The organism is Ruania suaedae (assembly GCF_021049265.1).
GTDB lineage: Bacteria > Actinomycetota > Actinomycetes > Actinomycetales > Beutenbergiaceae > Ruania > Ruania suaedae.
In genome coordinates this window covers 1,653,387-1,674,406 of record NZ_CP088018.1, presented here as the reverse complement: position 1 = coordinate 1,674,406, position 21,020 = coordinate 1,653,387, and the positions used below count along the sequence as shown (strand labels likewise).

The window sequence follows — 21,020 nt, the reverse complement described above, 5'->3', positions numbered from 1 at the left end:
CAACCGCGCACACCGGGGCATCGCCTCGGAGTTGCCGGCAGCCCGGCTCCGGCCGGGGCGCACGTGGGGCTCTAGGCTCTTCAGCATGCCTGCTCCCGACATGCCGCCCGTGGTCCGCCGCTTCACCCGCGAGGACCGAGCCGCCGGGCGGCGGATCAGCGCGGAGGCCTTCGGGATGCCCGCCGGTGGGCCGGCACCCGCGGCGGACGAGCAGTGGCCACTGCCGGGCGAGCATCACTGGGGCTCCTTCGACGGTGCCGTGCTCGCCGGCCAGATGATCGCCAAGGACTTCCACTCCTGGTGGGCGGGCTCGCTCGTGCCCACCATCGGTATCGCGGGCGTGACCGTGGCCGCCGAATACCGCGGCCGCGGACTGGTCGAGGACCTCTTCCGCGCCTCGCTCGCAGACGCCCGCGACCGGGGCGGGGTCGTCTCCACACTCTTCCCGAGCGCTCCGGGCATCTACCGGTCGTTCGGATACGAACTCATCGGCGGCTTCGACACGGTCCGGGTGCCCACCGCGGTGGCAGCACGGGTTCCCAGCGGCGAGGGCACCCGGATCCGGCGCGCCGGACCCGACGACGTCCCGGCCCTGCGCGGCCTCTACGAGACCTGGGCGGCCACCCAGTCCGGTCCGCTGAGCCGCCGCGGCACGACCTTCACCGGCTCCGACCAGCACCATCTCGACCGGTTCACCGGGGTGAGCGTCGTGGAGAACCCGAGCGGCGCCGTCCTCGGCTATGCCGCGTGGAGGCGGGGCCCGCAGGAGGACGGCGCACTGGAGGTGGCCGAGCTGGTCGCACTCGACCGGCATGCCTACCGCACTCTGTGGCACAGCCTCGGCTCGCATGCCAGCGTCATGCCCTCCCTGCACCTGAAGACCTCCGGCGCCGATCCGGCACGCCTGCTGCTGCCCACCACGGACTGGGATCTCATCGGAAGGCAGGACTACATGCTCCGGGTCGACGACGTGCCCGGGGCCTTCGCGGCACGTCGCCTGCGCGGCTATGCCGACCTGACGTTCGCCGTGGCCGGCGACCGGCTCGGGGTGCTGGACGGCACCTACCGGCTCGCGGTGGAAGGGGAGGAATCCCGGTGCGAGCAGGTGCCCTCCTCGACGCCCGCGGACGCGGGTACCTTCACCCCGCAGGGCCTCGCGCTGGCCTGGTCTGGTGTCCAGAACTGCGCGACGCTTCGCATGCTCGGCCATCTCGACGGTGGCGGGCCGCAGACGGATGCCGTGCTGGACCGCCTCCTCACCGGACCCCAGGTGCAGATCCGCAACCACTTCTGAGTCGCCCGCCGGCGGGCTGATAGCGTCAGTGACGACCGTCTCGCCACCAGGGGATCGAAGGGGACATCTGCGATGGACGTTGCTGTAGGAATCGGGGCACTCACGCTCGCGGCGGTGATCGCCGCGATCGCTGTGGTCGCGCTCATCATCGGACTGCTCATCTTCCGCTCGTGGGTGAAGGTGGCCCGTGCCGACGAGGCGCTGGTCGTCTCCGGTGTGAAGCAGCGCGGGGCCGAGGGCGAACCCGAGAGCTCGGTCCGGGTGGTCGTCAACGGCCGCGCCGTCGTCAACCCGATGACCCAGCGGCACGAGGTCATCTCGCTGCGCTCGCGGCAGGTGACCATGAACGCCGAGGCGCAGTCCGAGGACGGGGTCACCCTCGACGTCGAGGCCGTCGCCATCGTCAAGATCGGTTCGCACCCCGGATCGGTGAAGCGGGCCGCTGAGCGGTTCGCCTCCCAGGACTCGGCCATCGAGGTGTTCACCACCGAGCAGCTCGAAGGTGCCCTCCGCGGCGTCGTCGCGAAGCTCCCTGTGATCGACCTCATGCGGGACCGCAAGCGATTCTCCGAACAGATCGCCACCGACGTCTCCGTGGAGCTGGATGAGCAGGGCCTCATCCTGGACTCCTTCCAGATCAAGGGCATCACCGACGACGTCGGCTACATCCAGTCCCTCGGAGCGCCCGAGATCCAGTCGAAGCGCCAGGCCGCGGAGATCTCCGAGACCAACGCCGAGCGCGCGGTCCGGCAGCAGCAGATCACCAACGAGGAAGCCAACCTCGTCGAGCAGACCGCCTACGACAAGAACCTGGCCGCGTCCAAGTCCGAGGTCGGCCGGGCGAATGCCCAGGCTCTCCAGGCGGAGGCACTCGCGAAGGCCGAGGCCGAGCAGCAGGTCCTCAAGCAGGAGGCCGAGAACACCCAGGCGCGGCTCGACTCCGAGGTCAAGCGGGTGGCCGATGCCGAGCTCTACCGTGCCTCCAAGGACGCCGACGCCGACGCCTACCGGGTCACCAAGCAGGCCGAGGCCCAGGCCGCGATCGCCGCGCGCGAGGCGGAGGCCACGCGGGTTCGCGCCGAGGCCGACGCCGAGGCGACGCGCCTCGAGGGCGAGGCCCGTGCCCAGTCGATCCGAGCCGAGGCCGAGGCGCTGTCGACCCACCAGGAGGCCCTGCTCATGCAGCGCGTCGTCGACGCCCTGCCCAACCTGATGGCCGAGTTCGCGAAGGGCTACGCCACGATCGGCGAGGTCACACTCGTCAGCGGTGGCGGCTCGGACTCCGGCCCGAGCGGCATGCTCGCCGGTGAGAGCTCGGTGGCCATGCGGGGCGTCTTCGACTCCGTCCGCGCGGCGACCGGGATCGACCTCACTGAGGTCATCCAGGGCCGCGCGGTGGGCCGCGCCTTCGCCGAGGGGCACGGAGAGCGCACGGCACGCCCTGCCGCTGCCCAGCCCGGCCCGGCTCAGGGCACGGAGCCCACGCAACAGGACACGGCGCAGGACCAGCAGCAGCGTCCGGAGTAGCCTGCGGCCCGGCTCAGCCGCGGGCGCGGGGATGGCTGGCGGTGTAGACCTCGCGCAGCGTGTCCGGGGTGACGAGCGTGTAGATCTGGGTGGTCGTGACGGACGCATGCCCGAGCAGTTCCTGCACCACCCGGACGTCCGCCCCGCCGTTGAGCAGATGGGTCGCATAGGAGTGGCGCAGCGTGTGCGGGGAGATGTGGGCCTGCACTCCTCCACGCTCGGCCGCTGCCTGCAGTACCGCCCAGGCGCTCTGCCGGCTCAGCGGGTTGCCGCGCTGATTCAGGAACGCCAGGGACGTGCCCCGCCCCGTCTGCGCGAGTACGGGCCGGGCCCTGACCAGGTAGGCCTCCAGCGCCTCGACGGCGTAGCGCCCCATGGGCACCACCCGCTCCTTGCGCCCCTTGCCGAACAACCGCAACGACGGCGCTCCCCGGTCGAGGCCGACGTCATCCACGTGCAGCCCGACGGCCTCCGAGATGCGCGCGCCGGTGCCGTAGAGCACCTCGACCAGGGCGCGGTCGCGCAGGCCGAGCACCCCCTCGGCCATCGACGCACCGGCCAGGAGCTTGTCCACCTCCGCCACGGAGATGGCCTTCGGCAGGCGTTTCACCCCGGAGGGCGGCCGCACCGTCGCGGCCGGGTCATGCTCGCTGCGACCCTCAAGCGTGACGAAGCGGTGCCATCCCCGCACCGCGACGACCGCGCGGGTGGTGGAAGAGGTGGACAGCGGGTGGCCGCCGTCCGATCCTGCGCGCAGCGCCTCGACGTAGGCGCTCACGTCCGCCTCGGTGACCTCCTCGACCTGCTCCCGCCCGCGCGCCGCCAGGAACCGTGCGTACCGGCTCAGATCCCGCCGGTACGCCGCCAGCGTGTGCTCGGACAGCCCCCGCTCGACCCCCAGGTGCGCCAGGTACTCACGCAGCTCCGCGCGGAACGGGGAGACCTCCGGGGCCGACGGCTCGGGCTCGGTCATCGGCTCAGAACGGCAGGAAGGGATCGATCGAGATGGCCACGAACACCAGCGTCAGATAGGTGATCGAGGCGTGGAAGACCTTCATCGCCCCGAGCTTGCGGGTGGTACCCGTCACCGCTCTGCGGTAGAGCGCCACGCACGAGCCGGCGAACCAGGCTCCCGAAGCCACCGCGGCGGCGGTGTAGAACCAGCCCATGCCCGCCACCGGGATCAGGGCGAGCGAGCACAGCACCATCGCCGCGCAGTAGGCGATCATCTGCCGGGCCACCCGTGCGTCGGCCGCCACCACGGGGAGCATCGGCACGCCCGCGTCGGCGTAGTCCTTGCGGAACTTCATCGACAGCGGCCAGTAGTGCGGCGGGGTCCAGAAGAAGATGATCCCGAACAGCAACACCGGCGCCCAGGCGAGGCTGCCCGTGACAGCGGCCCACCCGATGAGCACCGGCATACACCCGGCGGCCCCACCCCAGACGATGTTCTGGGAGGTGTGCCGCTTGAGCAACATCGTGTAGCCGATTGTGTACATCAGGTTGGCGGCGAGGGCGAGCGCGGCGGCCACCCAGTTCACCGTCAGCCACAACCACGCCACCGAGAAGGCGCCGAGTGTCAGACCGAACAGCAATCCAGCACGCGGGGTGATCTCGCCGGTGACCAGCGGCCGGTTCCGGGTGCGGTTCATGACGGCGTCGATGTCGCGGTCGTAGACCATGTTGAGCGTGTTGGCCGATCCTGCCGCGGCGCTACCGCCGACGAGCGTCGCGATGATCAGCCACCACGAGGGGAATCCGCCGTGCGCGAGGATCATGGTAGGCACGGTGGTGATGAGCAGCAGCTCGATGACCCGCGGCTTGGTGAGCGCGAGGTAGGCCCGCACGCGGTCGCGCACCCGGGTGCCATGAGGGCGCCGGCCTTCGAGGGCGGCGTCGGGGGTGCTCAGATCGGCAGACATCGGGGCATCGGGCACGAGGCAACTGGTCTTTCGGTCGGGTCGAAGTGGAGTCGCGCGGAGGGTAGGGCAGGTCATGACCCTGTCACCAGTGTAGGCCGTCAGTCCGTCCTGTGGTCGGAGCCGGAGTCCCACCGCCCGCCACCGGCTCGGAGTGAGTAGGCTCAGTCATGGAGCCGGTTCCGCGCGAGCCGACGCATGACCACGCCCGAGCATGTCCGCACCGCGTGCGGACAAGAGAGATGAGGTCCAGTTGAACGCCCCCTCCCCCCGAGCGAGCACCGTAGGTTGGAACGAGCTGGACGCGAAGGCGGTCGACACCGTCCGCGTCCTCGCCGCGGATGCCGTCGAGAAGTGCGGCAGCGGCCACCCCGGGACGGCGATCTCCCTCGCCCCGGCGGCCTACCTGCTCTACCAGAACGTGATGCACCTGGACCCGGCCGATCCGCACTGGCTCGGACGGGACCGGTTCGTGCTCTCCGCCGGCCACTCCTCCCTCACCCAGTACATCCAGCTCTTCCTCGCCGGCTACGGCCTCGAGGTCGAGGACCTCGCCGCGCTGCGTACCTGGAACTCCCTGACCCCGGGCCACCCCGAGGTGCACCACACCAAGGGCGTCGAGACCACCACCGGGCCGCTCGGCCAGGGCGTGGGCACCGCCGTCGGCATGGCCATGGCCCAGCGACGCGTGCGCGGCCTGCTCGACCCGGACGCAGCAGCCGGGACCTCACCCTTCGACCACCATGTCTACGTCATCGCCTCCGACGGCGACCTGCAGGAGGGCATCAGCAGCGAGGCCTCCTCCATCGCAGGCACCCAGGAGCTGGGCAACCTGATCCTGCTCTGGGACGACAACCACATCTCCATCGAGGGCGATACGAACGTCGCGTTCACCGAGGACGTCGTCGCACGCTACGAGGCCTACGGCTGGCACACCCAGCGCGTGGACTGGGCGAGCAAGGACGGCTACGTCGAGGACGTCGACGCGCTGGCCGCAGCCATCGAGGAGGCCAAGCAGGTCACCGACCGCCCGTCCTTCATCGCGCTGCGCACGATCATCGCCTGGCCCACCCCGGGCAAGCAGGGAACCGGTGAGGCGCACGGCTCCGCGCTCGGTGCGGAGGAGGTCAAGGGCCTCAAGGAAGCCGTCGGCTTCGACCCCGAGCAGCACTTCGCCGTCGACCCCGAGGTGCTGGCACACACCCGCAAGGTGGGTGAGCGCGGTGCCGCGGCACGGGCGCAGTGGGACGAGAAGGTGGCCTCGTGGGCGGCCGACAACCCCGAGCGTGCCGCCTTGCTGGAGCGGATGCGCACCCATGCCTTCCCCGAGAACTGGGATGAGGCGCTGCCGGTCTTCGAGGCCGGTGAGTCGCTGGCCACCCGCGCGGCCTCCGGCAAGGTGCTCGGCGCACTGGCGCCGGTGCTGCCCGAGTTGTGGGGCGGATCCGCCGACCTCGCCGGATCGAACAACACCACCATGAAGGGCGAGCCGTCCTTCATCCCGGCGGACCGTTCCACCGACAAGTTCGAGGGCAACCCCTACGGGCGCACCCTGCACTTCGGCATCCGCGAGCACGCGATGGGTGCCATCGTCAACGGCATCGCCATGGACGGGCTGACCCGCCCCTACGGCGGCACCTTCCTGACGTTCAGCGACTACATGCGCGGAGCGGTACGTCTCGGCGCGGTCATGGAGGCGCCGTCGATCTTCGTGTGGACGCACGATTCGATCGGCCTGGGCGAGGACGGGCCCACCCACCAGCCGGTGGAGCACCTTGCTGCGCTGCGCGCCATCCCGGGCCTGGCCGTGGTCCGCCCGGCCGACGCGAACGAGACCGCTGCCGCCTGGAAGGCCGTGCTCGAGCGTCGCGATGGACCGGTCGGGCTCGCGCTCACCCGCCAGGGCGTGCCGACGTTCCCGCGCGGGACCGAGGGGTTCGCCACCACCGAGGGCGTCGCGCGCGGTGCCTACGTGCTGCTGGAGTCCTCCACCGCGGTGCCGCAGGTGATCCTCATCGGCACCGGCTCCGAGGTCCAGCTGGCCGTCGAGGCGCGCGAGAAGCTCGAGGCCGAGGGCATCGGTACCCGGGTGGTCTCGGCACCGTGCCTGGAGTGGTTCGACGCCCAGGACGCCACCTACCGCGAGTCGGTGCTGCCACCGGCGGTCCGCGCCCGGGTCAGCGTCGAGGCCGGTGTGGCGATGTCCTGGTACCGCTACCTCGGTGACGCCGGTCGTGCGGTCTCGCTCGAGCACTTCGGCGCCTCGGCCGACTACAAGACCCTCTACACCGAGTTCGGGATCACCGCGGACGCGACCGTGGCCGCCGCCAAGGAATCCCTGGCCGCCGCCTCCTGACCACCCGTGCAGGTCGGGCGGAGCCACCCCGCCCGACCTGCCACCGTCACCTCCAGCACCGGGAGCTCACGATGACCGACGCCACCCCCTCCTCCCCCGCCGCCCCGTCCCCCCTGTCCGCCATCAGCCAGGCAGGAGTCGCTCTCTGGATCGACGACCTCTCGCGCGAGGGCATCGCCTCCGGCGATCTCGCCGCGCTGATCGCGGACCGGCACGTGGTCGGTGTGACCACCAACCCGACGATCTTCGCCGGCGCCCTCTCCGCCGGTACCGCCTACGACGAGCAGGTCCGTGAGCTGGCGGCAGCCGGCGCCGGCGTCGAGGACGCCGTCCACGCCCTCACCACCGACGACGTCCGCCTCGCCTGCGACATCTTCCGCCCCGTCTACGACGCGACCGCGGGCCAGGACGGCCGGGTCTCCATCGAGGTCGACCCGCGGCTGGCCCACGACACCGACGCCACCATCGAGGCGGCCCACCGGCTGTGGAACACCGTCGACCGGCCCAACCTGTGCGTGAAGATCCCCGCGACCAACGAGGGGCTGCCCGCGATCACGGCCGCGATCGCCGCCGGGATCAGTGTCAACGTCACCCTGATCTTCAGCGTCGACCGCTACCGCGCCGTCGCCCAGGCCTACGTGGACGGGCTCGAGCGCGCACAGCGCGCCGGCCTGGACATCACCGCGATCCGCTCGGTGGCCTCGGTCTTCCTCTCCCGGATCGACGCCAAGGTCGACGCCGAGCTCGAGCGCATCGGCTCCCCGGAGGCGCTGGCCCTGCGAGGACGCGCTGCGATCGCCGGGGCCCGGCTGTGCTACGAGGTGTTCGAGGAGGTCTTCGCCACGCCTCGCTTCGCTGCCCTCGCCGACGACGGTGCCCACCGTCAGCGGCCGCTGTGGGCCTCGACCGGCACGAAGGACCCCGACTACCCCGACACCATGTACGTCGACGAACTCGTCGTCGCCGATGTGGTCAGCACTGTGCCGCGCAAGACGCTCGAGGCCGTGCACGAGCACTCCCCCGCCACGGGCGCCGACGTCGTCCACGGCACCTACGACGAGTCCCGTGAGGTGCTCGACGCGATCGTGCGACTCGGCGTGCCCTACGAGCAGATCCTCACCGACCTGGAGACGGCGGGCGTCGCCTCCTTCGAGAAGAGCTGGGACGAGCTGCTCGAGACCGTACGCACCGGCCTCAGCGCCGCCCACTGAACGGACGCCGATGCCGACCACACAGAATCCGCTCCGCGATCCTGCCGACCGCCGGCTGCCCCGTATCGCCGGCCCCGGAGGGTTGGTGCTCTTCGGAGTCACCGGCGATCTGGCCCGCAAGAAGTTGCTGCCGGCCATCTACGACCTCGCCAACCGGGGGCTGCTGCCCCCGGGCTTCGGCCTCACCGGCTACGGCCGGCGCGACTGGGACCACGACCATTTCCGGTCGGTGGCCCGGGAGGCGATCGAGGCGCACTGCCGGACCCCCTTCGACGAGCACGTCTGGGCGCAGTTGGCCAAGGGCTTCCGCTTCGTGCAGGGCACGTTCGATGACGAGGAGGGCTTCACGAACCTGGCCCGGACCGTCGCCGAGCTCGACGCCGAGCGGGGCACCGGGGGCAACCACGCCTTCTACCTCTCGATCCCGCCCGACAAGTTCCCGCAGGTGTGCGAGCAGCTCTCGCGCTCGGGGCTGTCCACCGCACAGCCCGGGACATGGCGGCGAGTGGTGATCGAGAAGCCGTTCGGCTCCGACCTCGAATCGGCCCGCGAGCTCAACGACGTCGTCGAGCAGGTCTTCCCCGCCGACGCGGTCTTCCGGATCGACCACTACCTCGGCAAGGAGACGGTGCAGAACCTGCTGGCGATGCGGTTCGCCAACCAGCTCTTCGAGCCGATCTGGAACGCCAACTACGTCGATCACGTCCAGATCACCATGGCCGAGGACATCGGCATCGGCTCCCGTGCCGGGTACTACGACGGTATCGGCGCCGCCAGGGACGTCATCCAGAACCACCTGCTGCAGCTGCTGGCCCTGACGGCGATGGAGGAGCCGGTCTCCTTCGACGCCGACGCTCTGCGGACCGAGAAGGAGAAGGTGCTCTCCTCGGTCCGCCTACCGGCTGACCTCAGCCGCCACACCGCACGCGGTCAGTACGCGGCCGGCTGGCAGGGCGGGGAGCAGGTGGCCGGCTACCTGCAGGAGGACGGCGTCCCGCCCGACTCCCTCACGGAGACCTATGCGGCCATCCGGCTCGACCTGGACACCCGGCGATGGGCCGGGGTGCCGTTCTATCTGCGGGCCGGCAAGCGCCTCGGCCGGCGGGTCACCGAGATCGCGGTGGTGTTCAAGCGGGCTCCGCACCTGCCGTTCGATCTCAACGAGACCCAGGAGCTCGGGCACAACGCGCTGGTGATCCGGGTCCAGCCCGACGAGGGCGTCACCATCCGCTTCGGCTCGAAGGTTCCCGGCACGGCGATGGAGGTGCGCGATGTGACGATGGACTTCGGGTACGGCCACTCCTTCACCGAGTCCTCCCCGGAGGCCTACGAGCGGCTGCTGCTGGACGTGCTCCTCGGCGACCCGCCGCTGTTCCCGCACCAGCGTGAGGTCGAGCTCTCCTGGGAGATCCTCGACCCGATCATCGAGGCATGGTCGGAGTTCGGGCAGCCGGACCAGTACCGGGCCGGAACCTGGGGCCCGGCCTCGGCGGACGAGATGCTCGCGCAGGATGGACGCACCTGGAGGCGGCCTTGATCATCACCATGTCCGAGACGACCACCGCCGAGATCGGCGCCCGCCTGGTGGCCCTGCGCGAGGAGGGCGGAGCCGTGGCGCTCGGCCGCGTCCTCACGCTGGTCATCGTGGCCTCGGGTTCGCCGGTGGGCACCGACACGCTCATCGACGCGGCCAACCAGGCCAGCAAGGAGCACCCGTGCCGGGTGATCGTGGTCGACAGCGACGGCGAGCACGGCCGGGCGGGCCTGAACGCCGAGATCCGCATCGGCGGTGACGCGGGCGCCTCCGAGGTGGTCCTGCTGCACCCGACCGGTGATGCCCGCGCCGAGCTGGACACGCTCGTCATCCCGCTGCTGCTCCCGGACGCCCCGATCGTGGTGTGGTGGCCGGCGCAACCGCCGGAGCACCCGGGCGAGGACCCCCTCGGCCGGATGGCACAACGGCGGATCAGCGACGTGGGCGAGTCCGCCGACGCGATCGCCCAGCTCGCGCGGCTCGGCGAGAAGTACACCCCGGGGGACACCGACCTGTCCTGGGCCCGGACGACGCTCTGGCGGGGCATCACGGCCGCCGCCATGGACGGGGTGACCTCCTCGGTCCGGGCGGTGACGGTGCGCGGGGCCGGGCATCGCCCCTCGACCCACCTGTTCGCCGCCTGGCTGGCCACCGCGCTGGACCTGGACGTGAGCGTGGTGGACGAGCCGGAGGCCTCGGCGATCACCGGACTGGACATCGAGCTCGCCGACGGCCGCATCACGATGCGCCGGCCGGAGGGCGAGGTGGTCGTCACGATCGACCAGCCCGGACAGCCCGACCACCAGCTGGCGATGCCGAAGCGGCCCCTGCAGGACTGCCTGATGGAGGATCTGCGGCGCATGGATCCGGACGCCACGTATCAGCGGGCCGTGCTGCACGGCCTGCCCCGGGTGAGGGTCGCCTCGTGAGCGGCCAGCGCGCCGTCCTGGTCCACCCGAGCGCAGACGCGCTGGCACGCGCGAGCGCTGCCCGGCTGCTGCTGGCACTGGCCGATGCGCAGGCGCTCCGGCGGCCCGTCCATCTCGCGATCGCGGGAGGCAGCGTCGGCACGCAGGTGCTCGCCGAGGTCGCCACCTCTCCCCTGCTGGAGAACCTCGATCTGACCGGCCTGCACGTGTGGTGGGTCGACGAACGCTTCGTGCCGTGCGGCGATCCGGACCGCAACGAGGGCCAGGCGAGCGAGGCGCTGCTCGGCGGTCTCGACATCCCCGCCGCCAACGTGCACCGCATGCCCTCCTCCGACGGCGCCGACGGTGCCGGCGACCCGCACGCTGCGGCGGCCGATTACGCCACCGAGCTCGCGGCATTCGCCCCGTCCGGCACCGAGGCTGTCCGGGCTCCGGAGTTCGACGTCGTGCTGCTGGGGATGGGCCCCGACGGCCATATCGCCTCGCTGTTCCCCGGGCATGGCACCGTAACGATCGATGACCGCACGGTGATCGGCGTGCCCAACTCCCCCAAGCCCCCGGCCCGGCGGATCTCGCTGACCCTGCCGGTGCTCACCCAGGCACGGCAGGTGTGGGTGGTCGCGGCCGGAGCCGCCAAGGCCGACGCCGTCGCCCGGGCGTTGCACGGGGCCGACCCCGACGAGATCCCCGCAGCGGCCGCGCAGGGCCGGGACCTCACGCTCTGGCTTCTGGACGCCGAGGCGGCCGGGCGGTGACCGGATCGCTGGTGGTCCAGGCCGACCAGCTCGTCGGCGCTGCGGCGGCGGCGGTCTTCGAGCTCATCGCCGATCCTGCGCGCCAGCCGGAGTGGGACGGCAACGACAACCTCGCCGAGGCCGCCGGCGGGCAGCGGGTACGCGCCACGGGCGCGGTCTTCCGCACCACGCTGACAGGCGGAGCGGTACGGGAGAACCACGTGGTCGAGTTCGAGGAGGGGCGCCGCATCGCCTGGCTGCCCTCGGAGGTGGGTCTGTCCCCGCCCGGCCACCTGTGGCGCTGGGAGATCGAACCGCTGGAACCCGGCCGATGCCGGGTGCGGCACACCTACGACTGGTCCCGGCTCACCGATCCGCAGCGGCTGGCCCGCGCCCGGGCGACCACCAGCCTCAGCCTGGCCGCCTCGATCCGGCGGCTGGCCGCGCTCGCCGAGTCCTGACCGGCGCCGGCAGGTGGTCCCGGCGGCGACTGCCGGATGTTGCCCTCAGCCGCCGCGACGGGCCCGCAGCGCGGAGAGCGCCTCGTCCAGCAGGGCGGCGCCGTCGGCCTCGGTGCGCCGCTCCTTCACGTACGCCAGGTGGGTCTTGTAGGGCTCGTTCCGCGGAGCAGCAGGGGGGTTCTGCTGATCCTGGCCGGCCGGGAGCCCGCAGCGCGGGCAGTCCCACGTCTCGGGAACGGCCAGACCCTGGTCCTGGGCGAAACTGGGCCGGGTCTCGTGGCCGGTGGCGCACCAATAGGAGATCCACACCCTGGGGGCGGACTCGCCGCGCTCCGCCTCGCCCATCGGGCCGGCACCTACGCGCGAACCCCGGATTGCACTACCGCCTGCCATCGAGAACGTACTCCTTGCTCAGAACGTGAATCGCTGGATGAGGCCGAGGAGGACGATGACGACTCCCCAGACGATCGCCGATCCGACGGTGATGCGGTTGAGGTTGCGCTCGGCCACACCCGAGGATCCCAGGCTGGTGGAGATGCCGCCGCCGAACATGTCCGAGAGCCCGCCTCCCTTGCCCTTGTGCATGAGGACGGAGAGCACCAGCATGAAGCTGGTCAGGACCAGCAGCACCTGCAGGATGATCGTCAGTACGGTCACGTGTGAGCTTTCTTTCCTCGTCAGCGGATCGTGCGGCGGCCACCGTCACCGGGGCCGGCTCGGTCGAGTGTACGTGATCGGTGCGGGCGGGCGGTGCCTCCCGCACCGATCACGTCAGGGGTGCTGCCCTCGCCGGGCGGAGCTCACAGACCCACGGAGTGGGACTGGTAGCGCGCGATGGCTGCGAACTCCTCGGCCTGCAGGCTCGCGCCGCCCACGAGGGCGCCGTCCACGTCCGGCTGGGCCATGATCGAGGCGACGTTGGCGGACTTCACCGACCCGCCGTAGAGCACGCGTACCGATTCGGAGACCTCGGTGGAGTAGAGCTCGGCCAGCCGGGCGCGGATCGCACCGCACACCTCCTGGGCGTCCTCCGGCGTCGCCACCTCACCGGTACCGATGGCCCAGACGGGCTCGTAGGCGATGACCACCGTGGCGGCATCCTCGGCCGAGATCCCCTCGAGTGCACCCTCGACCTGGGCGAGGGTGTGGGCGACCTGCTGTCCGGCCTGGCGCACCTCGAGCCCCTCACCGACGCAGATGATCGGCACGATGCCGGCACCCAGTGCGGCCTTCGCCTTGGCCCCCACCAGGGCGTCGTCCTCGTGGTGCTGCTCGCGCCGCTCGGAGTGGCCCACGACGGCGTAGCTCACGCCCAGCTTGCTGAGCATGGCCGCCGAGACCTCACCGGTGTAGGCGCCCTTCTCGTGTGCCGAGATGTCCTGCGAGGCGTAGCCGATCCCGAGCTTGTCGGCGTCGACCAGGGTCTGCACCGAGCGCAGATCGGTGAACGGCGGGCAGACCACCACCTCGACGTCGGAGAAGGCGTGCTTGGCGTCCTTGAGCGTCCACGCGAGCTTCTGCACGAGGTGCGTGGCCTCGTGGTGGTCGAGGTTCATCTTCCAGTTACCCGCCATCAGCGGGGTACGAGCTGCCATGTCGTGCCTTTCAGTCGGTCAGGACGTCGATACCGGGCAGGGTCTTGCCCTCGAGGTACTCCAGGGAGGCCCCACCGCCGGTGGAGATGTGGCTGAACCCGGCCTCGTCGAACCCGAGCCGGCGGACCGCAGCCGCGGAGTCGCCACCGCCGACGATGGTGAAGGCGCCGGCCGCCGTGGCGTCGATCATCGCCTGGGCGACGGCCTTGGTGCCCTCGGCGAAAGCCGGGAACTCGAAGACCCCCATCGGACCGTTCCACACGACGGTCCTGGCCTCGGCGATCGAGGCGGCGAACGCGCGGGCGGAGTCCGGACCGATGTCCAGACCGATCTGGTCCGACGGGATCGCGTCCGTGGCCACCACCGTGGCGGGCGCGTCGGCCGAGAACGAGGGAGCCACCACGATGTCGGTGGGCAGCACGATCTCGACCCCGCGCGCAGCGGCCGCCTCCAGGTAGCCCTTGACGGTCTCGATCTGGTCGGACTCCAGCAGCGAGGAGCCCACCGAGTAGCCCTGGGCGGCCAGGAAGGTGAACACCATCCCGCCACCGATGAGCAGGCGGTCCGCCTTCGTCAGCAGGTTCTCGATGACACCGAGCTTGTCGGAGACCTTGGATCCGCCCAGCACGACGGCGTAGGGCCGCTCGGGGTTCTCGGTGGCCTTGCTCAGCGCCTCGATCTCGGCCTGCACCAGTCCGCCGACGGCGTGCGGCAGCTCGAGCGCGACGTCGTAGACGCTGGCCTGCTTGCGGTGCACCACGCCGAACCCGTCCGAGACGTAGAGGTCGGCGAGGGCGGCCAGGTCGTCGGCCAGCGAGGCGCGCTCGGCGTCGTCCTTGGAGGTCTCACGGGCGTCGAAGCGGATGTTCTCCAGCAGCACGACGTCGCCGGGCTGCATGGCGGCCACGGCCGAGCGCGCGCCCTCACCGGCGGTGTCGGAGGCGAGGGTGACGCCGGCCTGGAGCAGCTCGCCCAGCCGGTCGGCCACCGGGGCGAGGGAGAACGCCGGGTCGGGCTCACCCTTGGGGCGTCCGAGGTGGGCGGTGACGACGACCTTCGCGCCGGCGTCGGCGAGCCGGCGGATGGTGGGCAGCGCGGCGCGGATCCGGCCGTCGTCGGTGATCGTGGTGCCGTCCAGCGGCACGTTGAAGTCGGATCGGACGAGCACGCGCTTGCCGCGCAGCTCGCCGAGGTCGTCGATGGTCTTCATGGGGACTCCTCTGCCGGGCGGGACTTCGGGCACGACCGCGCCCGCGTGCTCAGGCGAGCACGCGGGCGCAGGTCACGAGACGTTTCTCAGAGCTTCTCGCCGACGTAGACCGTGAGGTCCACGAGCCGGTTGGAGTAGCCCCACTCGTTGTCGTACCAGGAGACGACCTTCACCTGGTCGCCGATGACCTTCGTCAGGCCGGAGTCGAACACGCTCGAGGCCGGGTCGCCGGCGATGTCGGTGGAGACCAGCGGGTCCTCGGTGTAGACCAGGATGCCCTTGAGCTCCTCGGTCGCGGCGGCCTCCTTGATCGCGGCGTTGACCTCGTCCACCGTCACCTCGCGGGAGGCGGTGAAGGTGAGGTCGGTGGCCGAGCCCGTGGGGGTCGGCACGCGCAGGGCGTAGCCGTCGAGCTTGCCGGCCAGCTGCGGCAGCACCAGGGAGACGGCCTTCGCCGCACCGGTGGAGGTGGGGACGATGTTCAGGGCCGCGGCGCGGGCGCGACGCGGGTCCTTGTGGGGGCCGTCCTGCAGGTTCTGGTCAGCCGTGTAGGCGTGGACCGTGGTCATCAGGCCGCGCACGATCCCGAACTTCTCGTCCAGCACCTTGGCCAGCGGGGCGAGGCAGTTCGTGGTGCAGGAGGCGTTGGAGATGATGTGGTGGTTGGCCGGGTCGTAGTCGGTGTGGTTCACACCGATGACGAAGGTGGCGTCCTCGTTCTTCGCCGGAGCGGAGATGATGACCTTCTTGGCACCGGCGTCCAGGTGGGCCTTCGCCTTGGTCCCGTCGGTGAAGATGCCGGTGGACTCGATCACGATGTCGGCGCCGAGCTCGCCCCACGGGAGCGCGGCCGGGTCGCGCTCGGCGAGGGCCTTGAAGGTCTGCTTGCCCACCGTGATCGACGTCTCGTCGAAGGTGACGTCCTCGGCGAGCTTGCCGAGGATGGAGTCGTACTTGAGCAGGTGGGCCAGGGACTCGTTGCTCGTCAGGTCGTTGACACCGACGATCTCGATGTCTGCGCCACTGGCGAGGACGGCACGAAAGAAGTTTCGTCCGATGCGGCCGAAGCCGTTGATACCGACGCGGATGGTCACGTTTTCCTCCTGGCGCGCTCGCTGCGCGCATAGCGTCTGGGGTGTCGGGGATTCGCGTGTCGCGAGGTCGGTCGCACCGAGGCGACCGGGGAGGTCCGGTCCCGACGTGCGGGCGCGTTCCTCGCCAGTAGTCAACGGTACACCCGCCACGGGCAAAGGGTGGCCCGCTCGGGCCGGAGGCGCCCCCTCCTCACATGTCGAGCATGTCCTGGGTGAGGTTGCTCTCGGTGTCCGGGATCCCGAGCTCGCCGGCGCGCTTGTCGGCCATGGCGAGCAGTCGCCGGATCCGGCCGGCCACCGCGTCCTTGGTGAGCTGGGGGTCGGAGAGCTGGCCGAGCTCCTCGAGGCTGGCCTGCTTGTGCTCGAGCCGCAGCCGTCCGGCCTGACGCAGATGGTCGGGCATCTCCTCACCGAGGATCTCGAACGCCCGCTCGACCCGGGCCCCGGCCGCGACCGCCGCCTGCGCGGAGCGGCGCAGGTTGGCGTCGTCGAAGTTGGCGAGCCGGTTGGCGGTGCCGCGCACCTCGCGGCGCATCCGGCGCTCCTCCCACGCCATGACGGCGTCGTGGGCGCCCATCCGCGTGAGCATCGCGCTGATGGCGTCGCCGTCCCGGATCACGACCCGGTCGATGCCCCGCACCTCCCGCGCCTTGGCCTGGATGCCCAGCCGCCGCGCCGCACCGACGAGCGCCAGTGCGGCCTCGGGCCCGGGGCACGTGACCTCCAGCGCCGAGGACCGTCCCGGCTCGGTGAGCGAGCCGTGGGCGAGGAAGGCGCCGCGCCAGGCGGCCACGGCGTCGGCGATCGTGGAGTTGACCACGTGGGGCGGGAGCCCGCGCACCGGCCGGCCGCGGTTGTCCAGCAGACCGGTCTGGCGTGCGAGCTGCTCACCTCCGGCCACGACCCGCACCACGTAGCGGTTCCCCCGCCGCAGTCCGCCGCCGGAGACGACGATGACCTCGCTGGTGTGGCCGTAGACCTCGTGGATCGCCTGCCGCAGCCGGCGGGCGGTGATCCCGGCATCGACCTCCGCCTCCACCACCGGTCGCCCGGCGATGATGTGCAGCCCGCCGGCGAACCGGAGGGTCGCGGCGACTTCGGCCTTCCTGGCGGAGAGCTTGTCGACCTTGAGTCGGGCGAGCTCGTCCTTCACATCGGCGGTCAGAGACATGAGCGCCATCCTGCCACCCATCACGCCTTCTCCCCGACGTCGCCGAGGAAGCGCTCGAAGGCGTCCCGGTAGGCGCCGGCGAGGCGCAGCGTGTCATGGCGCGGCGTCCCGTCGCCCTCACTGACCTGGCGCAGCACCAGGTCGGCGCCGACCGTACCCGCACAGCTGGAGAGGTCGTCGATGTCCTCGACGGCGCTCGGGTCGGCGATCACCACGTCCAGGCGGAGGTCGGGGGCGAGCTCGTGCAGCGACCGTAGGTGGTCGGCGGCGCTGAATCCGGACGTCTCCCCCAGCTGGGCGGACAGATTCAGCGTGAGTGCCCGGCGTGCCGGTGTGGTGTGGAGGGCCTCGGCGAGCTCGGGCACCAGCAGATGCGGCATCACCGAGGTGTACCAGGAGCCCGGCCCGAGGATCACCCAGTCCGCCTCCCGGACGGCCGCGATCGCCTCCGGATGGGCCGGCGGCTCAGCCGGGAGCAGCCGGAGGCGCTCGACCCGGCCCGCGGTGACGGCCACCCGGCTCTGCCCGCGGACCAGGCTGCGCTGGGCGGTCTCGCCGTCGCCGTGCGCGACGTCGGCCTCGATGTCCAGCGGCACGGCGGCCATCGGCAGCACCCGTCCCTTGGCACCGAGCAGCTGACCGACGAGATCGAGGCCCGCGACCTGGTCGCCGAGCAGCTCCCAGACGGTCGCGATCAGCAGGTTGCCGACGGCGTGACCGTCCAGCGATCCGGACGAGGTGAACCGGTGCTGGAGCACGTCACGCCAGGTGTGGCCCCAGTCGGACTCGTCGCACAGCGCCGACAGGGCCATCCGCAGGTCACCCGGGGGAAGGACCCCGAGCTCCTGGCGCAGCCGGCCCGAGGAGCCGCCGTCGTCGGCGACGGTCACGACCGCCGTCAGTGCCGTGGTGACGTGGCGCAACGCGCCCAGCGTGGCGGCCAGTCCGTGCCCGCCGCCGAGCGCGACCACCCGGGGCCGGCGCTCACGCCCGCCGTAGCCGCCGGTGGGCAGCCAACCCATGGGAGGCGTCAGCGCGTTCATTCGCGGCCCAGGTCCCGGTGGATGGTCCGCACGACGCGGCCCTGGCTGCGCAACCGGGTGGCGATCGCCTCCGACAGCGCGACCGAGCGGTGCTTACCGCCGGTGCACCCGACGGCGATGGTCACGTACGGTTTCTGCTCCTGGAGGTAGCCGTCCAGGACGGGCTCGATCGCGGCGACCCAGCGCTCGACGAACTCCTCCGCCCCGGGAAGGCCGAGCACGTACTCGCTGACCGGCGCGTCCTTGCCGGTGAGATGCCGCAGCTCGTTGACCCAGTAGGGGTTCTTCAGGAACCGCACGTCGACGACGTGGTCGGCGTCCAGCGGCAGCCCGTACTTGAAGCCGAACGAGACGGTGGTGATGCGCAGATCGGTCTCCGCATCGCTGGCCACCACATCCCGCACGGCACGGGCGAGATCGTGAACCGAGAGGTCGCTGCTGTCCAGGGTCACGTCGGCCCGCGACCGCAGATGGCTCAGAAGCCGCCGCTCCTGCGCGATCCCGTCGAGCATGCGCCCATCCCCCTGCAGCGGGTGGGGCCGCCGGACCTGCTCGAACCGGCGCACCAGCACCTCGTCGGAGGCATCGAGGAAGACGATCCGATAGGTGATCTGCGCCCGGCGCAGATCTTCGAGCACCTGCACCAGGTCGGAGAAGAACTCGCGCGAGCGCACGTCCACGACGGCGGCCAGCCGGCGTACGCCGCCGTCGGCCTGGGTCATCATGCCCGCCAGGGCCAGCAGCATCTTGGGTGGGAGGTTGTCGACCACGTACCAGTCGAGGTCCTCCAGCACCGCCGCGGTCCGGCTGCGCCCGGCGCCGGACATGCCGGTGATGAGCAGGATCTCGGGCCGGTCGTCGGCCGGCGGTGGCGAGGACTCCTCCAGCAGCGGGATGCCGTAGGGCACCGTGGTGGGCTGGTCCGGATCACTCGAGCTCATGGTGCAAGGATGGCAGACGGCGGCGGCGCACGGACGTGCTACCGCTCGCCCAGGTGCGCGGCGACCGAGGCCGCGAGAGCCGGCCCGATGCCCTTCACCCGGGCGATCTCCTCCACCTCGGCCTCACGCAGGGCGCGGACGGAGCCGAACTCCTTCAGCAGCGAGGCCTGCCGGCTGGGTCCCAGGCCTGGCACGGCGTCCAGCGCGGAGCGCGTCATGCCCTTGCCACGCCGCTTGCGGTGATGGGTGATCGCGAACCGGTGTGCCTCATCGCGCAGCCGCTGCAGCAAAAAGAGCCCGTCGCTGGTGCGGGGAAGCACCGCCGGGAAGTCCTCGCCCGGCAGCCAGACCTCCTCGAGCCGCTTCGCGAGCCCGACCACGGCCACATCGGTGATGCCGAGGTCGGCCAGGGCCTGGTGGGCCGCCGCGACCTGGGGGGCTCCGCCGTCGACGACCACGAGCTGGGGCGGGTAGGCGAACCGGCGCTTCTCACGGGTGGCAGGGACGGGCCCGCCGACCTGCTCACCGTCCTCGACGGCGTCGAGCTCGTCCGCGCTCATCCCGTCCCGTTCGGCCAGGTAGCGCCGGAACCGGCGCGTGAGCACCTCGTTCATCGCCTCCGTGTCGTCGCGGGCGCCGGTGCCGTCCGGGCCCCGCACCACGAAGTGCCGGTACTCGCTCTTGCGCGGTATCCCGTCTTCGAAGACGACCATCGAGCCCACCTGTTCGGTCCCGGAGGTGTGGGAGATGTCGTAGCACTCGATCCGCAGCGGCGACTCCGCCAGGCCCAGGTGCTCGGTCAGTTCCGAGAGCGCGGCCGAGCGGGCGGTGAGGTCGCCGGCGCGTCGCGTCTTGTGCAGCGCCAGCGCCTGCTTGGCGTTCTGCTCCACGGTCTCGGCGAGGGCGCGCTTGTCCCCCCGCTGGGCGACGTGGATGCGCACCGCCGCCCCCCGGATCCCGCGCAGCCACGCCTCGATCTCGGAGAGGTTCTCCGGCAGGACCGGCACCACGATCTCCTTCGGCACGGCGTCGGTGCCGGCATCCTCGTCCTCGGTCAGATCGCCGTAGACCTGCTCGAGCAGCCGTTCCACCAGCTCGGCATCGGTGACGTCCTCGACCCGTTCGGTGACCCAGCCGCGCTGGCCGCGGATGCGTCCACCCCGCACGTGGAAGACCTGCACGGAGGCCTCGAGCTCGTCCGCGGCCATGGCGAAGACGTCCGCGTTCGTCCCGTCGGGCAGCACGACGGCGTTCTTCTCCACGACCCGCCGCAGCGCGCCGAGATCGTCACGCAGCCGGGCCGCGCGCTCGAAGTCCAGCTCGGCGGAGGCCTGCTTCATCTCCCGCTCGAGGCGCTTGACCGCCTGACCGGTCTCCCCCGCCATGAACGCGCACAGGTCCTCGGCCAGGTCGCGATGGTCCTCGGCACTGATCCGGTCGACGCAGGGGGCCGCGCACTTGTCGATGTAGCCGAGCAGGCACGGCCGGCCGGTCTGCTGGGCGCGGCGGTAGACACCCTTGGAACAGGAGCGGATCGGGAAGACCCGCAGCAGCAGGTCCACGGTCTCCCGGATGGCCCAGGCGTGGGAGTACGGCCCGAAGTAGCGGTTGCCCTTGCGCTTCTGTCCACGCATGACCTGCACCCGCGGGATCTCCTCCGACATCGTGACGGCGAGGTAGGGGTAGGACTTGTCGTCGCGGTACTTGACGTTGAACCGAGGGTCGTACTCCTTGATCCAGGAGTACTCCAGCGCGAGCGACTCCACCTCGGTGGCCACGACCGTCCACTCCACCGAGGCCGCGGTGGTCACCATCTGCGCGGTGCGCGGGTGCAGGGCCGCGACGTTCTGGAAGTAGTTGCTCAGCCGGGCCCGCAGGTTCTTCGCCTTGCCCACGTAGATCACGCGCCGGTGGGCGTCCCGGAACCGGTACACCCCCGGCGAGGTCGGGATCTCCCCCGGCTTGGGGCGATACGTGGAGGGGTCGGCCATGTCCTCCAGC

General features: G+C 71.3%; 19 protein-coding genes. 8 read left to right on the top strand and 11 right to left on the bottom strand.

Features of this window, described 5'->3' with window-relative positions; translation table 11 throughout:
* Positions 1-85: 85 nt before the first annotated feature.
* The gene (locus LQF12_RS07735) at positions 86-1,294 is read left to right on the top strand and encodes a GNAT family N-acetyltransferase (protein WP_231055380.1); all 1,209 of its coding nucleotides are present in this window, start codon (positions 86-88) and stop codon (positions 1,292-1,294) included.
* 72 nt (positions 1,295-1,366) lie between these two features.
* Positions 1,367-2,821, top strand: coding sequence for an SPFH domain-containing protein (locus tag LQF12_RS07730; RefSeq protein WP_231055379.1), 1,455 nt, complete (start codon positions 1,367-1,369; stop codon positions 2,819-2,821).
* Between the two features lie 13 nt (positions 2,822-2,834).
* Here the strand turns inward: LQF12_RS07730 and xerD are convergent, their stop codons facing one another.
* Entirely contained in the window at positions 2,835-3,794 is a 960-nt protein-coding gene (xerD, locus tag LQF12_RS07725; RefSeq protein ID WP_231055378.1) for a site-specific tyrosine recombinase XerD, read from the bottom strand.
* Positions 3,795-3,798: 4 nt separating this feature from the next.
* Positions 3,799-4,743: a heme o synthase gene (locus LQF12_RS07720; RefSeq protein WP_231055377.1), complete on the bottom strand. Its 945-nt coding sequence runs from the start codon at positions 4,741-4,743 to the stop codon at positions 3,799-3,801.
* Positions 4,744-4,993: 250 nt separating this feature from the next.
* Here LQF12_RS07720 and tkt point away from each other — a divergent pair, with 250 nt between their 5' ends.
* The 6 genes from tkt to LQF12_RS07690 all read left to right on the top strand — a co-directional run bounded on the left by tkt (position 4,994) and on the right by LQF12_RS07690 (position 11,965).
* Positions 4,994-7,096, top strand: a complete 2,103-nt coding sequence (gene tkt / locus LQF12_RS07715; RefSeq protein ID WP_231055376.1) for a transketolase — start codon at positions 4,994-4,996, stop codon at positions 7,094-7,096.
* Between the two features lie 71 nt (positions 7,097-7,167).
* Positions 7,168-8,307, top strand: coding sequence for a transaldolase (gene tal, locus LQF12_RS07710; RefSeq protein ID WP_231055375.1), 1,140 nt, complete (start codon positions 7,168-7,170; stop codon positions 8,305-8,307).
* Positions 8,308-8,317: 10 nt separating this feature from the next.
* On the top strand, positions 8,318-9,844 hold the full coding sequence (gene zwf / locus LQF12_RS07705; protein ID WP_231055374.1) for a glucose-6-phosphate dehydrogenase: 1,527 nt from the start codon (positions 8,318-8,320) through the stop codon (positions 9,842-9,844).
* Between the two features lie 8 nt (positions 9,845-9,852).
* A complete protein-coding gene (locus tag LQF12_RS07700) occupies positions 9,853-10,770 on the top strand; it encodes a glucose-6-phosphate dehydrogenase assembly protein OpcA (protein WP_231055373.1) in 918 nt (305 codons plus the stop codon).
* Positions 10,767-11,525 (top strand): 6-phosphogluconolactonase, encoded by a 759-nt coding sequence (gene pgl / locus LQF12_RS07695; RefSeq protein ID WP_231055372.1) that lies wholly within the window; start codon positions 10,767-10,769, stop codon positions 11,523-11,525. The genes LQF12_RS07700 and pgl overlap by 4 nt, the downstream gene beginning before the upstream one ends.
* Positions 11,522-11,965, top strand: coding sequence for an SRPBCC family protein (locus LQF12_RS07690; RefSeq protein ID WP_231055371.1), 444 nt, complete (start codon positions 11,522-11,524; stop codon positions 11,963-11,965). Before pgl ends, LQF12_RS07690 begins: the two co-directional genes overlap by 4 nt.
* A gap of 45 nt (positions 11,966-12,010) precedes the next feature.
* Here LQF12_RS07690 and LQF12_RS07685 read toward each other — a convergent pair whose 3' ends face one another.
* The 9 genes from LQF12_RS07685 to uvrC form a co-directional block, all read right to left on the bottom strand.
* On the bottom strand, positions 12,011-12,358 hold the full coding sequence (locus LQF12_RS07685) for an RNA polymerase-binding protein RbpA (RefSeq protein ID WP_231055370.1): 348 nt from the start codon (positions 12,356-12,358) through the stop codon (positions 12,011-12,013).
* Positions 12,359-12,376: 18 nt separating this feature from the next.
* On the bottom strand, positions 12,377-12,622 hold the full coding sequence (gene secG, locus LQF12_RS07680; protein ID WP_231055369.1) for a preprotein translocase subunit SecG: 246 nt from the start codon (positions 12,620-12,622) through the stop codon (positions 12,377-12,379).
* 143 nt (positions 12,623-12,765) lie between these two features.
* Positions 12,766-13,560, bottom strand: a complete 795-nt coding sequence (gene tpiA / locus LQF12_RS07675; protein ID WP_231055368.1) for a triose-phosphate isomerase — start codon at positions 13,558-13,560, stop codon at positions 12,766-12,768.
* A gap of 10 nt (positions 13,561-13,570) precedes the next feature.
* Complete coding sequence (locus LQF12_RS07670) at positions 13,571-14,770, bottom strand: phosphoglycerate kinase (RefSeq protein ID WP_231055367.1); 1,200 nt, start codon at positions 14,768-14,770, stop codon at positions 13,571-13,573.
* 86 nt (positions 14,771-14,856) lie between these two features.
* On the bottom strand, positions 14,857-15,864 hold the full coding sequence (gene gap / locus LQF12_RS07665; protein WP_231055366.1) for a type I glyceraldehyde-3-phosphate dehydrogenase: 1,008 nt from the start codon (positions 15,862-15,864) through the stop codon (positions 14,857-14,859).
* Between the two features lie 190 nt (positions 15,865-16,054).
* Positions 16,055-17,035, bottom strand: a complete 981-nt coding sequence (gene whiA, locus LQF12_RS07660; RefSeq protein ID WP_231055365.1) for a DNA-binding protein WhiA — start codon at positions 17,033-17,035, stop codon at positions 16,055-16,057.
* Between the two features lie 20 nt (positions 17,036-17,055).
* The gene (locus tag LQF12_RS07655; RefSeq protein ID WP_435531228.1) at positions 17,056-18,078 is read right to left on the bottom strand and encodes a gluconeogenesis factor YvcK family protein; all 1,023 of its coding nucleotides are present in this window, start codon (positions 18,076-18,078) and stop codon (positions 17,056-17,058) included.
* A complete protein-coding gene (rapZ, locus tag LQF12_RS07650; RefSeq protein ID WP_231055363.1) occupies positions 18,075-19,019 on the bottom strand; it encodes an RNase adapter RapZ in 945 nt (314 codons plus the stop codon). The genes LQF12_RS07655 and rapZ overlap by 4 nt, the downstream gene beginning before the upstream one ends.
* A gap of 38 nt (positions 19,020-19,057) precedes the next feature.
* Complete coding sequence (uvrC, locus tag LQF12_RS07645) at positions 19,058-21,010, bottom strand: excinuclease ABC subunit UvrC (RefSeq protein ID WP_231055362.1); 1,953 nt, start codon at positions 21,008-21,010, stop codon at positions 19,058-19,060.
* Positions 21,011-21,020: the final 10 nt, after the last annotated feature.

Bases quoted from the DNA above. Each gene is read 5' to 3' on its own strand.
- whiA (WP_231055365.1), bottom strand. From the start codon at position 17,035: ATGTCTCTGACCGCCGATGTGAAGGACGAGCTCGCCCGACTCAAGGTC.
- LQF12_RS07670 (WP_231055367.1), bottom strand. From the start codon at position 14,770: ATGAAGACCATCGACGACCTCGGCGAGCTGCGCGGCAAGCGCGTGCTC.
- uvrC (WP_231055362.1), bottom strand. From the start codon at position 21,010: ATGGCCGACCCCTCCACGTATCGCCCCAAGCCGGGGGAGATCCCGACC.
- tal (WP_231055375.1), top strand. From the start codon at position 7,168: ATGACCGACGCCACCCCCTCCTCCCCCGCCGCCCCGTCCCCCCTGTCC.
- LQF12_RS07720 (WP_231055377.1), bottom strand. From the start codon at position 4,743: ATGTCTGCCGATCTGAGCACCCCCGACGCCGCCCTCGAAGGCCGGCGC.
- xerD (WP_231055378.1), bottom strand. From the start codon at position 3,794: ATGACCGAGCCCGAGCCGTCGGCCCCGGAGGTCTCCCCGTTCCGCGCG.
- zwf (WP_231055374.1), top strand. From the start codon at position 8,318: ATGCCGACCACACAGAATCCGCTCCGCGATCCTGCCGACCGCCGGCTG.
- rapZ (WP_231055363.1), bottom strand. From the start codon at position 19,019: ATGAGCTCGAGTGATCCGGACCAGCCCACCACGGTGCCCTACGGCATC.
- LQF12_RS07655 (WP_435531228.1), bottom strand. From the start codon at position 18,078: ATGAACGCGCTGACGCCTCCCATGGGTTGGCTGCCCACCGGCGGCTAC.
- LQF12_RS07735 (WP_231055380.1), top strand. From the start codon at position 86: ATGCCTGCTCCCGACATGCCGCCCGTGGTCCGCCGCTTCACCCGCGAG.
- LQF12_RS07730 (WP_231055379.1), top strand. From the start codon at position 1,367: ATGGACGTTGCTGTAGGAATCGGGGCACTCACGCTCGCGGCGGTGATC.
- LQF12_RS07685 (WP_231055370.1), bottom strand. From the start codon at position 12,358: ATGGCAGGCGGTAGTGCAATCCGGGGTTCGCGCGTAGGTGCCGGCCCG.
- tpiA (WP_231055368.1), bottom strand. From the start codon at position 13,560: ATGGCAGCTCGTACCCCGCTGATGGCGGGTAACTGGAAGATGAACCTC.
- LQF12_RS07700 (WP_231055373.1), top strand. From the start codon at position 9,853: ATGTCCGAGACGACCACCGCCGAGATCGGCGCCCGCCTGGTGGCCCTG.